General features: G+C 51.4%; 12 protein-coding genes and 4 tRNA genes. 9 read left to right on the top strand and 7 right to left on the bottom strand.

Going from position 1 to position 14,936, the window contains the following annotated elements; genetic code table 11:
- The first annotated feature begins 13 nt into the window (after positions 1-13).
- On the top strand, positions 14-559 hold the full coding sequence (gene syd / locus VFA_RS00750) for a SecY-interacting protein (protein ID WP_004723963.1): 546 nt from the start codon (positions 14-16) through the stop codon (positions 557-559).
- A gap of 3 nt (positions 560-562) precedes the next feature.
- Positions 563-1,339: a Zn-ribbon-containing protein gene (locus VFA_RS00745; RefSeq protein ID WP_004723961.1), complete on the top strand. Its 777-nt coding sequence runs from the start codon at positions 563-565 to the stop codon at positions 1,337-1,339.
- A gap of 98 nt (positions 1,340-1,437) precedes the next feature.
- On the opposite strand, the gene VFA_RS00740 is transcribed toward VFA_RS00745, so the two are convergent.
- From VFA_RS00740 to metN, 3 genes are all read right to left on the bottom strand, one after another.
- Entirely contained in the window at positions 1,438-2,247 is an 810-nt protein-coding gene (locus VFA_RS00740; protein ID WP_004723959.1) for a MetQ/NlpA family lipoprotein, read from the bottom strand.
- A gap of 64 nt (positions 2,248-2,311) precedes the next feature.
- A complete protein-coding gene (locus tag VFA_RS00735) occupies positions 2,312-2,989 on the bottom strand; it encodes a methionine ABC transporter permease (RefSeq protein ID WP_004723958.1) in 678 nt (225 codons plus the stop codon).
- Positions 2,979-4,013: a methionine ABC transporter ATP-binding protein MetN gene (metN, locus tag VFA_RS00730; RefSeq protein ID WP_004723956.1), complete on the bottom strand. Its 1,035-nt coding sequence runs from the start codon at positions 4,011-4,013 to the stop codon at positions 2,979-2,981. The genes VFA_RS00735 and metN overlap by 11 nt, the downstream gene beginning before the upstream one ends.
- A 214-nt stretch (positions 4,014-4,227) precedes the next feature.
- Between metN and gmhB the strand changes: the two genes are divergently transcribed.
- The 5 genes from gmhB to treC all read left to right on the top strand — a co-directional run bounded on the left by gmhB (position 4,228) and on the right by treC (position 9,787).
- Positions 4,228-4,785, top strand: a complete 558-nt coding sequence (gene gmhB / locus VFA_RS00725) for a D-glycero-beta-D-manno-heptose 1,7-bisphosphate 7-phosphatase (protein WP_004723954.1) — start codon at positions 4,228-4,230, stop codon at positions 4,783-4,785.
- 147 nt (positions 4,786-4,932) lie between these two features.
- Entirely contained in the window at positions 4,933-5,271 is a 339-nt protein-coding gene (locus tag VFA_RS00720) for an MliC family protein (RefSeq protein ID WP_004723951.1), read from the top strand.
- Between the two features lie 71 nt (positions 5,272-5,342).
- Positions 5,343-6,296: a trehalose operon repressor TreR gene (gene treR / locus VFA_RS00715; protein WP_038150597.1), complete on the top strand. Its 954-nt coding sequence runs from the start codon at positions 5,343-5,345 to the stop codon at positions 6,294-6,296.
- A 306-nt stretch (positions 6,297-6,602) separates the two neighbouring features.
- Positions 6,603-8,027, top strand: a complete 1,425-nt coding sequence (gene treB / locus VFA_RS00710) for a PTS trehalose transporter subunit IIBC (protein WP_172475403.1) — start codon at positions 6,603-6,605, stop codon at positions 8,025-8,027.
- Between the two features lie 68 nt (positions 8,028-8,095).
- Positions 8,096-9,787, top strand: a complete 1,692-nt coding sequence (gene treC, locus VFA_RS00705; RefSeq protein WP_004723945.1) for an alpha,alpha-phosphotrehalase — start codon at positions 8,096-8,098, stop codon at positions 9,785-9,787.
- A 110-nt stretch (positions 9,788-9,897) separates the two neighbouring features.
- On the opposite strand, the gene VFA_RS00700 is transcribed toward treC, so the two are convergent.
- The 4 genes from VFA_RS00700 to VFA_RS00685 all read right to left on the bottom strand — a co-directional run bounded on the left by VFA_RS00700 (position 9,898) and on the right by VFA_RS00685 (position 10,484).
- Positions 9,898-9,982, bottom strand: a tRNA-Tyr gene (locus tag VFA_RS00700).
- A gap of 81 nt (positions 9,983-10,063) precedes the next feature.
- A tRNA-Tyr gene (locus VFA_RS00695) sits at positions 10,064-10,148 on the bottom strand.
- Positions 10,149-10,229: 81 nt separating this feature from the next.
- Positions 10,230-10,314, bottom strand: a tRNA-Tyr gene (locus VFA_RS00690).
- Positions 10,315-10,399: 85 nt separating this feature from the next.
- Positions 10,400-10,484 (bottom strand) — tRNA-Tyr (locus VFA_RS00685).
- Between the two features lie 267 nt (positions 10,485-10,751).
- Between VFA_RS00685 and VFA_RS00680 the strand changes: the two genes are divergently transcribed.
- Positions 10,752-11,801: an efflux RND transporter periplasmic adaptor subunit gene (locus tag VFA_RS00680; RefSeq protein ID WP_038150595.1), complete on the top strand. Its 1,050-nt coding sequence runs from the start codon at positions 10,752-10,754 to the stop codon at positions 11,799-11,801.
- Complete coding sequence (gene vexH, locus VFA_RS00675; RefSeq protein ID WP_004723941.1) at positions 11,801-14,914, top strand: vibriobactin export RND transporter permease subunit VexH; 3,114 nt, start codon at positions 11,801-11,803, stop codon at positions 14,912-14,914. The genes VFA_RS00680 and vexH overlap by 1 nt, the downstream gene beginning before the upstream one ends.
- Positions 14,915-14,936: the final 22 nt, after the last annotated feature.

Here is a 14,936-nt window from a genome sequence, read left to right as displayed (position 1 = left end):
TATGGAGAACGTCATGGCTCACTCAGTGGTTGAAGCCTTATTCTCATTCAGCCAGCGCTACTTGGATGCGGTTCAGCACGCCCATCAGCAATTGCCGTATAACGATGAGTTGATCGACTGGCCATCGCCATGTGTGGTCGAGGCGCTTGAGGACCGCGTGTTTTGGCAACCTGTGCCGCGCACCCCTGCTGCTGATTTGGCCAATGTGGAACAAGGGATTGAGCTGACGTTGCAGCAAGACATTGCCCCGTTTTATGGCGCACAATTTTCGGCAGACATGCCCGCGCGTTGGCGCGGCCGTGAGTTGACCTTGTTACAAGTGTGGAGTGATGCGGATTTTCAGCGCCTGCAAGAGAACATTCTCGGCCATTTGGTGATGCAGCGCCGCCTCAAACACAAACCCACCGTGTTTATCGCGACAACGGCCGATGAGATGGCGGTGATCTCGATCTGCAACCTGACGGGCAACGTGATTCTGGAAAAATTAGGCACCACGCAACGTGAAGTGCTGACCGCCGATGTGGTCGAGTTTTTGAATCAATTGGAACCGGTGGTGTAATCGATGTACGTGGTTGAACTTCAATTTGAGTGTTTTGACAACACCACCATCAGTGCCGTCGACAAAGCCATCAATGGGTTGATGGACGCGCTGCGTTACAACGGTCAAGTACTGGGACGCGAGTTTCCGATCATTTTGGGCGAGGGCGAGTTTTATGTGCGCGCTGTGTGCCCGGAAAAAGAGAGCTTGCACCCAAACCATCACTCCGATTTTGTTCAGGTGTGCATCAATCGTTTAGCCGATGCGAGTCTGCTGGCGCCAAAAGTGCGTTTGCTGGGGCGTGATATTAACTCTGAAGAAGCGGCTGAAGTGGAAACGCCAAGCTGGCAAGTGCTGTACACCACTTACGTGCACACTTGTTCACCGCTGCGCAGTGGTGAGACGCTGCTGCCTATTCCGCTGTATCGCAATGAACCGACGCTTAACGGTGACCACAAATCCGTGATCAAATGGCAAACCGAGTGGCAAGCCTGTGACGAAATTCAGATGGCGGGCGGCTGCAAGGCCGAGTTCGCGGCGCTGCATGAAATTTGCGATGTCGATAGCGACTTGTTTCGTCGTGGCTGGGACTTGCGTGGTCGGGTGGAATATTTGACCAAGATTCCGACCTATTACTATCAATACCGCGTCGGCGGCACCAGCTTGGCGGATGAGCAAGCACGCAAATGCCCGAAATGCGGTGGTGAATGGTCACTGGATGAGCCGCTGCATGACATCTTCCATTTCAAATGCGATACGTGCCGAATTGTCTCAAACATCTCTTGGGATCATTTGAAATAGCCGCGGTATTCGGCAGGGCATACGCCTGAAATGACCGCAACAAAAAAGGTTGGCCTAAGCCAACCTTTTTTATGGGTTTCACCGTGTCAAGGATGGGATTACCAACCTTTAACTGCGCCACCTTGGAAGATGTCTGCCGCGGCATTTGCCACTTCATCCGTTTGGTACGCTTTCAGGAAGTTCTGTACGTTTTCTGCGTTCACGTTGTCTTGACGCGCAACCAGCAGGTTCACGTATGGTGACTCTTTGTCTTCAACGAAGATGCCGTCTTTTTCTGGCGTCAGGTTGAGTGAGCTGGCGTACGTGGTGTTGATGATTGACAGAGCAACGTCATCCAGAGAACGTGGCAGTTGCGCTGCATCCAGTTCAACAATTTGGATTTTCTTTGGGTTTTCGACGATGTCACGAACGGTAGCCAGCAGGCCAGCATCAGCACGCAGTTTGATCAGGCCTTGTTTTTCCAGCAGGATCAGAGAACGACCAAGGTTGGTTGGATCGTTTGGTACTGCGATGCGCGCGCCATCTTGCAGTTCATCAACTGATTTGATCTGTTTTGAGTAACCTGCGATTGGGTACACGAAGGTGTTGCCCACGATCGCTAATTTGTAGCCACGGTCAACGATTTGCTGATCGAGGTAAGGTTTGTGTTGGAATGCGTTAGCATCAATTGAACCATCATCCAGCGCGGCGTTCGGTGTAACGTAATCCGTGAACGTGACCAGTTCCACATTCAGGTTGTATTTCTCTTTCGCAACTTTCGCTGCGACTTCAGCAACCTGCGCTTCAGCACCGGCGATCACACCAATTTTTACTTTGCTGTTGTCAACGGCTTTGTCACCACAGCCAGCCAGCACAAGTGCAGAGGCAGCAGCGGCAATGGTCAGTAAACCTTTCAGGCTCAATTTCATGATATTCTCCTTGTTATCAAACTTCTAACGTATCTGTGTTGTATTTTTTAAGATAATGAACGGGTTATCTGTGATCGACGCGACGAACAAACGCATCGCCGATCGATTGAATAATTTGTACCAGCACAATCAACATCACCACCGTCACAGCCATGATGGTGACATCATAACGGTGGAAACCGTAACGAATTGCCACATCCCCTAGGCCGCCGCCACCAACGGTCCCCGCCATGGCTGAGTAACTCACGAGGGTCACCAAGGTGATGGTTACTGAGTTCAAAATGGTTGGCATCGCTTCTGGGAGCAGCACTTTGGTGATGATTTGCATTGGGGTTGCGCCCATCGATTGCGCCGCTTCAATCAAGCCGGTTGGGACTTCCAACAACGCCCCTTCAATGAGACGCGCCACAAATGGGATGGCGCCAATGGTCAGTGGTACGATCGCGGCGGTTGTCCCGATAAAGGTGCCCACCAACATTTTGGTGACAGGAATAATTGCCACCATCAAAACCAGGAACGGTACGGAGCGACCAATGTTCACAATCGCGCCCAATACGTTATTCAGTTGAGTGTTTTCCAACAAGCCACCTTTTTTGGTGGTGTGTAGAATCACGCCCAATGGAATGCCTAACGCAAAGCCGACAATGCCAGCGACGGCAACCATGTAAACGGTTTGCCATGTGGCCATCAAAAGTAGGTCGCTGTTGAGTGATAACCAGCTGCTGATCGTATTAAAGGACATAACCAAGCACCTCGACTTTTACATTGTGGTCACGGAGATATTGCATTGCTGCGACGTCATCATTTTGATTGCCGTAGATTTCGGCCACCATCATCCCGAATTTCACGCCGCCGGCGTAATCGAGATCAGAACTCAGAATGCTGACATCAATATTGAATTTACGCGCGATTTGCGACATGAGCGGCGCATCAACGGTGGCGCCAGTAAACTCAAGGCGCACCAGCGGGTAGCTGCCTTCGACACGTTCTGCATTCAAACGCGCTTGGTAATCATCGGGAATCGACAGATCCAAGGTTGAACGAATGAATTGATGCGCCAGTTGTGTTTTCGGGTGCGCAAAAATGTCGCCTACGCTGCCTTTTTCCACCAACTCACCGTCACCGATGATCGCCACTTCGTGACAGATGCTCTTCACCACGTCCATTTCGTGCGTGATCAACAGCATGGTGATATTCAGCTTGCGGTTGATCTCTTTGAGTAGTTCCAAAATCGATTGTGTGGTTGCGGGATCCAGCGCGCTGGTGGCTTCGTCACACAGCAACACTTTGGGGTCAGACGCCAAGGCGCGCGCAATCGCCACACGTTGTTTCTGGCCGCCACTCAAATTGGCCGGGTAGGTGTCGCGTTTGTCGGTCAAGCCTACCAGCGTCAGCAGCTCAGAGACTTTACGTTCAATGTGTTGATCATCTTTGCCTGCCAATTCCAATGGCAGCGCAATATTGCCAAATACGGTGCGAGACGAGAGCAAGTTAAAGTGTTGGAAAATCATGCCAATATTACGGCGAGTTTCCGACAATTGTTTGGACGTCAGTTGCGTCAGGTCAACCCCATCAACAATCACGCTACCGCTGGTTGGCGTTTCCAACATGTTGACACAACGAATGAGCGTACTTTTCCCTGCACCAGAAGAACCGATAACACCGAAAATCGTACCTTGTGGAATATGAAGATTGATGTCTTTCAGGGCATGAATTTCTTTGTGGCCTTGCAAGAACACCTTATTGACGTGACTAATTTCAATCATGTAATAACCTGTGCAGGGATAGCAGTATAAAATTTTGAACTCTCTCTCACTTAGTAGAGGATGCTATGGGTTATCGATGGGCAAGTCAATAGATATTTTTACGTCTAGACGTCTAAACGGGTTAAGTGATGAGACGGTTAAGTAATTAGATAGTGATGAAAGAAATAAAGCGTGCAATAATTCTCGGCACACTACGTTATTTGAGAGCATTATTTTGGCTAAACCTGCTGTGTTTTTGGACCGTGACGGCGTGATCAACGTTGACCACGGCTATGTGCACGATGAGCACGATTTTGAGTTTATCGAAGGCGTTTTTGAAGCGACGAAAAAGCTGCAGGAGATGGGTTACCTGCTGGTTCTGGTGACCAACCAATCCGGCATTGCTCGCGGCATTTTCAGTGAAGATCGCTTTCTATCTCTGACACAATGGATGGACTGGAATTTTGAAGACAATGGCGTTGAGTTTGATGGCATCTACTATTGTCCGCACCACGCAGAGCACGGTGTGGGCAAGTACAAAGAAGATTGTGACTGCCGTAAGCCAAAACCGGGGATGTTTATCTCGGCGCGTGACTTCCTCAAAATCGACATGGCCAAATCGGTGATGGTCGGTGATAAAGCCGAAGATTTGATGGCGGCAGACGCTGCGGGCGTGGGTACCAAGATTCTGGTTCGTACCGGCAAACCGATCACCGAAAAAGGTGAAGTGCTGGCGACGACGATATTAGAGAGCCTGCGTGATGTGCCCGCCTATTTGAGCGCACATCGTTAACGTCTTCGAAAGGTCGCCATCGGCGGCCTTTTTCCTTTCTATCAATCGGCTGTCTATGCTTGTAAGAACGACTTAACCACCTGTGCGTCACAAGCGCCACCTGCGCGCGACTGACGTATGGCCTCACGTGATGAAAAGGAAAGGGATATGTTGGTTCGATTGACGTTTCTATTACTTGGTTTGAGTGCGCTGCTGACCGGATGTTCTTCCTCAAGCGACAGGGCAAACGATGACACCTATGGGGCTTTCTTTCATTATCAATGTGATGACGCCGCATCGTTTGATGTGGCTTACGCCGCCAAACAAAGTGCCATGTTGCGGTTGTCGGATCACAGTTATCGTCTGATGGAGGTTGCGGCAGGCTCCGGCACCAAGTACATTCTGGATGACCATTCGACCGAGGCCAATCCCATCACGCTGTTTACCAAAGGTGATGCGGCAAGGTTAGAGGCCAATGGGGTCATATACAAAAACTGCTGGCGATAACGCTCGCTGGTCAGTGCATTTTTCGGTGTGCGGTGACGCTGCCGCACCCGCTCTCAACATTAGTAGTCGTTATGGGTAAGAAACTCACTATTCTGGATATTGCAAAGCTCTCGGGAGTCGGTAAATCGACGGTTTCACGGGTGCTGACCAACGATCCCAAAGTCAAACCAGAAACGCGCGCCAGAGTCGAGCAAGTGATTGCCGAGCATGGCTACGTGCCATCGAAATCGGCCCAGTCGATGCGCGGGGGCAGCCAGAAAGTGGTGGGCGTCATCATCTCACGTCTTGATTCTCCCTCAGAAAACCGTTCGGTCAGCAGCATGCTGCAAGTGCTCTACAGCCAGGGGTATGACGTGGTGATCATGGAGAGCCAGTTTGATCGCGATAAAACTCGCGATCACCTCGATGTGTTGGCTAAACGCCATGTCGATGGGGTGATTGTGTTCGGTTTTACTGGCCTTGATATGGCGGCGTTGGTGCCGTGGCAACACCGCGCGGTGGTGATTGCGATGGACTCGGCGTCGGTATCATCTATCAACTACGATAACCGAGGGGTGATTCGTCAGGCGATTGCGTTTTTGCAGCAGCAACATCGAGTGAATATCGCGTTTATCGGCGTCAATCCGAAAGATAAAACCACCGGTGAGATGCGCCTGCAGGCTTACTTAGATTGGTGTGAGGAACAAGGAAAAACGCCGACTTATCAAACGGGTGAACTGCACCATGAGAGCGCCTATCGTTTGGTGGACGAGGTGCTGACCGACAGCACTCAAGCGATTGTGTGTGCTAGCGATACCATCGCTATGGGCGTCATCAAACGATTACAGGAACGCCAACGCGAAGATGTGATGGTGACGGGTGTCGGCGGTAATGAACTGCTGTCGTTTCTGTTTCCCAATGTCTACAGCGTCGATCCCGGATATCGCCAAGCGGGCGAACAGGCCGCGAAACTCCTCATTCAGCATTTGTGCGGTGAAATTGACGAATGCGTGCATCTGACCCAAAGCCCTGCGACTGCGGGTTGAGCCGCGATGCGGTTGTGCTCGTGTACTAAGCGGGCGAGCACAACCTAGATAAGCAAGGTCGCAAACCGCGGCGTTCTTTCGTTTTCCTTTCTGCCTTGATCGTCCGTGGGTTGTTTCATTTAGCGGACGTTGCCAAGATCGCATTTTTCACTCGGATCACTGCGCGCTTTGTGATCATTTTCAACTTGTGGGACTGTTCCCATTTTTCGTCATGATGAAGTATGTCAGTATGCTCGTCATTCTATGGGAATGTTCCCATTACAAATGAACTATGATAATAAATGGATCAATAGGGTGGACGAGGATATGAGTAAGATAGCGAAGCAAGACGTTGCGCGTCTTATTGAGCTGGTCGGTGGCAATGAGAACATTGCCAGCGTAACGCACTGCCTGACACGGCTGCGTTTTGTGCTGAATGAGCCGAGCAAAGCAGACATCAAGCAACTGGAAGCGATGAGTTTAGTGAAAGGCTGCTTTACCAATGCTGGCCAGTTTCAGGTGGTGATTGGCACTGAAGTCGATGCCGTCTACAAGGTGCTGCTTGAACTGACGGGGAAAAGTGGTGCGTCTAAAGATGAAGCCAAGCTCGCGGCGCGTCAGAACATGAACATGCTGGAGCGTGGCATTTCCCATTTGGCTGAAATTTTTGTGCCGCTGCTGCCTGCCATCATTACCGGGGGGTTGATTCTCGGTTTTCGGAACGTCATCGGCGACATTCGCATGTTCGATGGCAAAACGCTGGTGGAAATCAGCCAGTTTTGGGCCAGTGTCCATTCCTTCCTGTGGTTGATTGGGGAAGCGATCTTCTTCTTCCTGCCAGTCGGTGTGTGTTGGTCGACGGTGAAAAAGCTCGGCGGAACGCCCATTCTGGGTATCACCCTGGGGATTACTTTGGTGTCACCACAACTGATGAATGCTTACCTGATTGGTAAGCAGGTGCCAGAAGCGTGGGATTTCGGCTGGTTCGTGATTGAAAAAGTCGGCTATCAGGCGCAGGTGATTCCGGCCATTTTGGCGGGTGTGGTATTGGCGTTTATCGAGACCAACCTGAAGCGCATCGTTCCGGCCTATTTATATCTGGTGGTGGTGCCGTTTGTGTCCATCATTCTTTCAGTCATTCTCGCCCATGCTTTTATCGGGCCATTTGGTCGCGTGCTGGGTGATGGCGTGGCGTTTGCGGCGAAAGCGGCCATGACCGGTGACTTTGCGGTGCTGGGTTCGATGGTGTTTGGTTTCCTGTATGCGCCACTGGTCATTACCGGGATTCACCACACCACCAACGCGGTGGATCTGCAATTGATGCAGGATTTGGGCGGCACGCCGATTTGGCCACTGATTGCGCTGTCGAATATTGCGCAGGCATCGGCGGTGGTTGGCATCATCTTGATCAGTAAAAAGGCAGGCGAGCGCGATATCTCAGTTCCGGCGGCGATTTCTGCGTATTTAGGCGTGACGGAACCGGCGATGTACGGCATCAACCTCAAATACAAATTCCCGATGCTGAGCGCCATGATTGGTAGCGCGCTGGCGGCGGCCATCTGTGGCAGCTTTGGCGTGATGGCGAACGGGATCGGGGTCGGTGGTCTGCCGGGGATTTTGTCGATTCAACCGCAGTACTGGATGGTGTTTTTGATGGCGATGTTGGTGGCGATGGTTGTACCGATTGTGCTGACGCTGTTCATGTACAAGCGCGCGCAAGCCAAAGGCCAGCTGACCGCGGCTGAAGCCTAACCCTTTCTTTTTCAGAGTGGCCGTTGGCCGCTCTGCGATTTCTGATTTCAGGTAAGTGAGTTTACGTCATGACGACACAATTAACGGACGCCAACTGGTGGAAGACCGCGGCGATTTATCAAATCTATCCGAAAAGTTTCTGTGACAGTGCAGACAAAGGCACGGGTGATATTCCGGGCATCACCAGCAAGCTGGATTACCTCAAAACGCTGGGCATTGACGCGATTTGGCTGACGCCGGTATACCAGTCGCCGATGATCGATAATGGCTATGATATTTCCGACTATTACGCGATTAATCCTGAGTTTGGCACCATGGCGGATTTTGACTGTCTGCTGGCGCAAGCGCACGCTCGTGGCATTCGCATCATCATGGACATTGTGGTCAACCACACGTCAACCGAGCACGCTTGGTTCCAGTCGGCGCTGGGGGATAAAGCCAGTCCGTATCGCGATTACTACATTTGGAAATCACCGGTCAATGGTGCCGAGCCGAACAATTGGCAGTCCAAGTTTGGTGGCAGTGCTTGGGCGCTGGATGAAGCGACCAACGAATATTATCTGCATCTGTTTGCCAAAGAGCAGGCGGATCTGAACTGGGAAAACCCGCACGTTCGTCAGGAAGTGAAAGACATTATTTCGTTCTGGGCGGAAAAAGGCGTGGATGGTTTTCGCCTCGATGTGATTAACCTGATTTCCAAGCAACAAGATTTTGCCAATGATGACCTTGGTGATGGCCGCCGTTTTTACACCGATGGCCCGCGTGTACATGAGTATCTACAAGAGATCAGCCGCGATGTATTCCAGCGTTACGGCAGCGTGACGGTGGGAGAAATGTCATCAACCACCTTAGCACACTGCCAGCAATATTCGTCGCTGGACGGCAAAGAGCTGTCGATGGTGTTTAACTTCCACCATCTCAAAGTTGACTATACCCACGGTGATAAGTGGACTCGCGCGCCATTTGATTTTCTGCAACTCAAGCAGATTTTCAATCATTGGCAGACGGGTCTTCATGGGAAAGGGTGGGGCGCATTGTTCTGGTGTAACCACGATCAGCCACGCGTGGTTAGCCGCTTGGGCAATGACAAAGCCTACCGTGAACTGTCGGCCAAAATGCTGGCAGCGTCCGTGCACATGATGCAAGGCACGCCATACATCTATCAGGGGGAAGAAATTGGCATGACCAACCCCGGTTACACGTCCATTGAGCAGTACCGTGATGTGGAAAGCATCAACATGTACGACATCATGGTCAATCAGGGCACGACTTCCCATGAGGAGATGATGGCGATTTTGGCGCAGAAATCGCGGGATAATTCACGCACGCCGATGCAGTGGAATGCCAAGTCTCAAGCGGGCTTTACGCAAGGCACGCCTTGGCTTGCGGTGGCAGACAACTATCGCGACATTAACGCTGAGCAGGCGGTCGCTGATCCCGAATCGGTATTTTATTTTTACCAACGCCTGATTGCGCTGAGAAAAGAAGTGGCCGTGATTACGCACGGTGATTATCGCGATCTGTTGCCCGAGCATAGTGAGATCTTTGCTTATCAGCGCCAATCCGCGACGCAGACCTTAGTCTGTCTGAACAACTATTACGGACAAGAGAGTGAATGCGTGCTGCCCGCAGAGCTGGATGTCAGCCAAGCCCGTTATCTACTTGGCAACTATGCTGGTATCACAGAGCAACATGTGTCAGTTCATCAGATCCTTCGGCCGTACGAAACCCGCATCATCCTGATTGAATCTTCTCAATAAGATGTTACCGAGCTACGCCCCGCAATGCGGGGCTTTTTTGTTGCGCTGACGACAGATTTTCAAATCACAGGCAACAAAAAAGCCAGCTCAATGAGCTGGCTTTTCGTATATGGTGGAGGGGGACGGATTCGAACCATCGAAGGCGGAGCCGGCAGATTTACAGTCTGCTCCCTTTGGCCACTCGGGAACCCCTCCAGGGGATTTTTATACTTAGAAAGTGTTTTCCCAACACAGCTTTCCAAGTGCTTTCTTATGAGCATGTCACAAGAAATAATATGGTGGAGGGGGACGGATTCGAACCATCGAAGGCGGAGCCGGCAGATTTACAGTCTGCTCCCTTTGGCCACTCGGGAACCCCTCCAGGGGATTTTTATACTTAGAAAGTGTTTTCCCAACACGGCTTTCCAAGTGCTTTCTTATGAGCATGTCACAAGAAATAATATGGTGGAGGGGGACGGATTCGAACCATCGAAGGCGGAGCCGGCAGATTTACAGTCTGCTCCCTTTGGCCACTCGGGAACCCCTCCAAGGGGTTTTTATACTTAACTGACGTTTTCCCAACGCATCAATCAAGTGTTTCTCACGACAGCTGATGCTCTCATGAGAAGAATATGGTGGAGGGGGACGGATTCGAACCATCGAAGGCGGAGCCGGCAGATTTACAGTCTGCTCCCTTTGGCCACTCGGGAACCCCTCCAGGGCTTTTTATACTTAACTGACGTTTTCCCAACGCATCACTCAAGTGCGGAGCGCATCTTATCAAACTCGCTCCCTCTGTAAACCCTTTTTTTGTCTTTTTGAATTGAATGCTGTCTTTTTCGTCAAAGAAGCCAATAAATTACCGTTTTGTAGGAATAAATCACAGTGTTGCTTACAGTTTCATTCTGATCTTTACGTTCCTTGACGTTCAAAAAAATGATTAACGGTTACAATGTAAAAAGTGACCTATTCTCTGACCCTTATTATGAAAAAAAAGACTCTTCTTTGTTTGACGCTGGCGGCAACGTTCTATTATCCGTCGGCGTTTGCCGCTGGTGCTGCAAAAGCGATTCCCGTGGTGATCGAACCTGTACAAAATCATCAAGTTTCGCAAACCCTGTCTTTGGTGGGCAAATTGAAAGCCGATCAATCGGTTTATATCGCTTCGGAAGTTTCCGGTAAAGTGGATGTGATCGCGGTCAAGGCCAATCAACAGGTGAAAAAAGGCCAACTGCTCGTGCAGTTAAATGATGACAAAATTCGCGCCGCGGTGAATGAGGCCAATGCTTATCTGCGAGATGAGCAGCGCAAGCTGACTGAGTTTGAACGGTTGGTGAAACGCAACGCGATCACGCAAACTGAAATCGACGCACAAAAAGCCAGTGTGGAAATTGCCCAAGCCCGCCTCGATGCTGCCAAAGCCAATTTGGGTGATTTACGGATTACCGCACCATTTGATGGCACGGTTGGATTCATTGATTTTAGCCGCGGCAAAATGGTCAGCGCGGGCAATGACTTGCTGACGCTAGATAACCTGTCTTTAATGCAGTTGGATTTGCAAGTGCCAGAGCGCTATCTATCAAAGATTAAACGCGGCATGACGGTGATCGGCCAAACCGGTGCATGGCCCGGTCGTAGCTTTGAAGGCAAAGTGGTTGGCATCGATTCACGCATCAATCAAGAAACGCTCAACTTGCGCGTCCGTATTCACTTTAGTAATCAAGAGCGTTTGCTCAAACCGGGCATGTTGATTTCCGCCAAACTCGACTTTGAGCCGATCAGCGCGCCCATCATTCCCGTGCAAGCGTTGGAATACTCAGGCACCAAGCGTTTTGTCTATGTGGTCAATGACGATCGTATCGCCCAGCGAACGGAAGTGCATTTGGGCGCCCGGATTGAGAACGAAGTTGTGATTGAAGATGGCCTCGCAATTGGTCAACGCATTGTGGTGCAGGGGATTGTGAATATGCGCGACGGTGTGGCAGTGACAGAAGTGAACGCGTCGGGTCAGCCGATTGAACAAGGTGCGCAATAATGTGGTTGTCTGATGTCTCGGTCAAAAGGCCGGTGGCCGCTGTCGTGCTCAGTTTGTTGCTGTGTGTGTTTGGCTTCGTCTCTTTTTCTAAATTGTCGGTTCGTGAAATGCCGGACATTGAAAGTCCGGTGGTCTCCGTCACCACGCGTTACGATGGTGCATCCGCCACCATCATCGAAAACCAGATCACCTCGGTGTTGGAAGACCAACTGGCCGGGATCAGTGGCATTGATGAGATCACCTCCGTCACTCGAAACGGCAGTTCGCGGATCACCATTACCTTTGAGCTCGGTTATGACCTTAATACAGGGGTGAGTGATGTGCGTGATGCGGTCGCAAGAGCGCAGCGCAACCTGCCTGATGCGGCGGACGATCCGCAGGTATTCAAAAACAACGGATCGGGTGAAGCGTCGGTGTACATCAACCTCAGCTCTTCGGTTATGGACCGCACGCAGCTCACCGATTACATCGAACGTGTGCTTTCAGACCGGTTTAGCCTGATTTCCGGCGTGAGCTCGGTTGATATTTCTGGCGGCTTGTACAAAGTGATGTACGTGCGTCTCAAGCCGGAGTTGATGGCGGGGCGAGGCGTGACCACATCGGATATTTCCGATGCATTGCGCCGTGAAAACATTGAAAGCCCAGGCGGAGAGGTGCGTAACGATTCCACCGTGATGTCCGTGCGCACCGCGCGTACCTATCGCACGCCAGAGGATTTTCAATATCTGGTGGTGAAACACGCCAGCGATCGCACACCGATTTATCTCAAAGATGTGGCTGATGTCTTCATTGGCGCAGAGAACGAGAACTCGACCTTCAAAAGTGACGGTGTGGTCAATGTGAGCATGGGCATTGTGCCGCAGTCGGATGCAAACCCATTGGATGTGGCGAAACGCGTGCATCAGGAAGTGGACCAGATTCAAAAATTCTTACCTGAGGGGACGCGTCTGGCGATCGACTACGATTCCACTGTGTTTATTGAACGTTCGATCAAAGAGGTCTACAGCACGCTGTTTATCACTGGCGGTCTGGTGATTTTGGTGTTGTATATTTTTATCGGTCAAGCCCGCGCCACCATCATCCCGGCGATTACGGTGCCGGTGTCCCTGATTTCCTCCTTTATTGCCGCGTATTACCTCGGATTTTCCATCAACCTGATCACGCTGATGGCGCTGATCCTGTCGATTGGTTTGGTGGTCGATGATGCCATTGTGGTGATGGAAAACATTTATCACCATATCGAACAGGGGGAAAAGCCACTGATGGCAGCCTATAAAGGCGCGCGCGAAGTAGGCTTTGCCGTGATTGCCACCACCTTGGTGTTGGTGATGGTGTTTCTGCCGATTTCGTTTATGGACGGCATGGTCGGCTTGCTATTTACCGAGTTCTCGGTATTGCTGGCGATGGCGGTGATTTTCTCATCCTTGATTGCGCTGACGCTAACGCCTGTGCTGAGTAGCAAAATTCTCAAAGCCCATGTGAAACCGAACCGTTTCAACAACGCGGTCGATTTTCTATTCGGCAAATTAGAAAGCGGCTATCGCGCGGCGCTGAAAAAAGCGCTGCATTGGAAATGGGCGGCGCCCGTGGTGATTTTGTCATGTATCGGTGGCAGTTACGGTTTGAATCAAAGTGTGCCGGCGCAACTCACGCCATCGGAAGACCGCGGCGTGATCTTTGCGTTTGTGCGTGGCGCTGATGCAACCAGTTACAACCGCATGTCGGCCAATATGGATTTGGTGGAAGAGCGTTTGATGCCGCTGCTGGGGCAAGGCTTTTTGAAGTCGTTCAGCATTCAGTCGCCTGCGTTTGGAGGCAGTGCGGGCGACCAAACCGGCTTTGTGATCATGATTCTCGACGACTGGAACGATCGCAGTATCACCGCTCAGGATGCGCTAGGACAAGTGCGCAAAGTGCTGACGGGCATTCCTGATGTGCGTGTGATTCCGTTTATGCCTGGTTTCCGTGGCGGATCCAATGAACCGGTGCAGTTTGTGCTGGGGGGCTCGGATTATGCGGAGTTGAGACATTGGGCAGAACTGCTGGAAGCGGAAGCCGCTCAATCGCCGATGATGACGGGCGTGGATATCAACTACTCGGAAAAAACGCCAGAGTTGGTGGTAACGGTGGACCGTCAGCGCGCAGCGGAACTCGGCATCAGCGTGCAAGATATCTCTGATACGTTGGAAGTGATGCTGGGCGGTAAAAGCGTGACGACATTCGTTGACCGAGGGGAAGAGTACGACGTGTACCTGCGCGGAGATGAAAACAGCTTTAATAATGCTGCGGATCTGACGCAGATATACATGCGCACGTCGTCTGGCGATCTGGTGACGCTTGATACGGTAACCAAGATTGAGGAAGTGGCCTCGTCGATTCGTTTGGCACACTACAACAAGCAAAAGGCGATCACCATTACCGCCAGTCTTGCGGATGGGTACACCTTAGGGCAAGCGCTGGATTTCTTGGATCAGAAAGCGCTGGAGATGCTGCCGAGTGATGTGTCGGTGAGCTACTCCGGTGAGTCGAAAGATTTCAAAGAGAACCAGTCGAGTGTGGCGATTGTGTTTGCGCTCGCATTGCTGGTGGCTTATTTGGTGTTGGCGGCGCAGTTTGAAAGCTTCATCAACCCCTTGGTGGTGATGTTTACCGTGCCCATGGGCGTATTTGGCGGGTTTATTGGCTTGTACTTGATGGGGCAAGGCATGAATATCTACAGCCAAATTGGCATGATCATGTTGATTGGGATGGTGACCAAAAACGGTATTTTGATTGTCGAGTTTGCCAACCAGTTACGTGACCGCGGCTTGGCGTTTGAGACTGCGATTGTCGATGCGTCCGCGCGCCGGTTGCGTCCGATTCTGATGACGGCGTTTACCACGCTGGCCGGGTCAGTGCCGCTGATCCTCTCCACGGGCGCGGGTTATGAAAGCCGCGTGTCAGTCGGGACGGTGATTTTCTTTGGCATGGGCTTTTCGACCTTGGTCACGCTGTTTGTGATTCCGGCGATGTATCAGTTGATCTCGCGCTCGACGCAGGCGCCGGGTCACGTCGAAGCCGAGCTGCATCGCGAACTGGGCTACGATGTTCAGTCGCGGCAGACTCACGAATAGCAAAAAGCCCGCTTCGGCGGGC

The sequence above is a fragment of the Vibrio furnissii CIP 102972 genome (assembly GCF_000176175.1).
GTDB lineage: Bacteria > Pseudomonadota > Gammaproteobacteria > Enterobacterales > Vibrionaceae > Vibrio > Vibrio furnissii.
This window is presented reverse-complemented; position numbering and strand designations above follow the sequence as displayed.

What these genes read in the sequence shown, in the direction of transcription:
- treB (WP_172475403.1), top strand. Translation starts at nt 6,603, where the DNA reads ATGAGTAAGATAGCGAAGCAAGACGTTGCGCGTCTTATTGAGCTGGTC.
- VFA_RS00680 (WP_038150595.1), top strand. Translation starts at nt 10,752, where the DNA reads ATGAAAAAAAAGACTCTTCTTTGTTTGACGCTGGCGGCAACGTTCTAT.
- VFA_RS00740 (WP_004723959.1), bottom strand. Translation starts at nt 2,247, where the DNA reads ATGAAATTGAGCCTGAAAGGTTTACTGACCATTGCCGCTGCTGCCTCT.
- syd (WP_004723963.1), top strand. Translation starts at nt 14, where the DNA reads ATGGCTCACTCAGTGGTTGAAGCCTTATTCTCATTCAGCCAGCGCTAC.
- treR (WP_038150597.1), top strand. Translation starts at nt 5,343, where the DNA reads ATGGGTAAGAAACTCACTATTCTGGATATTGCAAAGCTCTCGGGAGTC.
- treC (WP_004723945.1), top strand. Translation starts at nt 8,096, where the DNA reads ATGACGACACAATTAACGGACGCCAACTGGTGGAAGACCGCGGCGATT.
- vexH (WP_004723941.1), top strand. Translation starts at nt 11,801, where the DNA reads ATGTGGTTGTCTGATGTCTCGGTCAAAAGGCCGGTGGCCGCTGTCGTG.
- VFA_RS00735 (WP_004723958.1), bottom strand. Translation starts at nt 2,989, where the DNA reads ATGTCCTTTAATACGATCAGCAGCTGGTTATCACTCAACAGCGACCTA.
- VFA_RS00745 (WP_004723961.1), top strand. Translation starts at nt 563, where the DNA reads ATGTACGTGGTTGAACTTCAATTTGAGTGTTTTGACAACACCACCATC.
- metN (WP_004723956.1), bottom strand. Translation starts at nt 4,013, where the DNA reads ATGATTGAAATTAGTCACGTCAATAAGGTGTTCTTGCAAGGCCACAAA.
- VFA_RS00720 (WP_004723951.1), top strand. Translation starts at nt 4,933, where the DNA reads ATGTTGGTTCGATTGACGTTTCTATTACTTGGTTTGAGTGCGCTGCTG.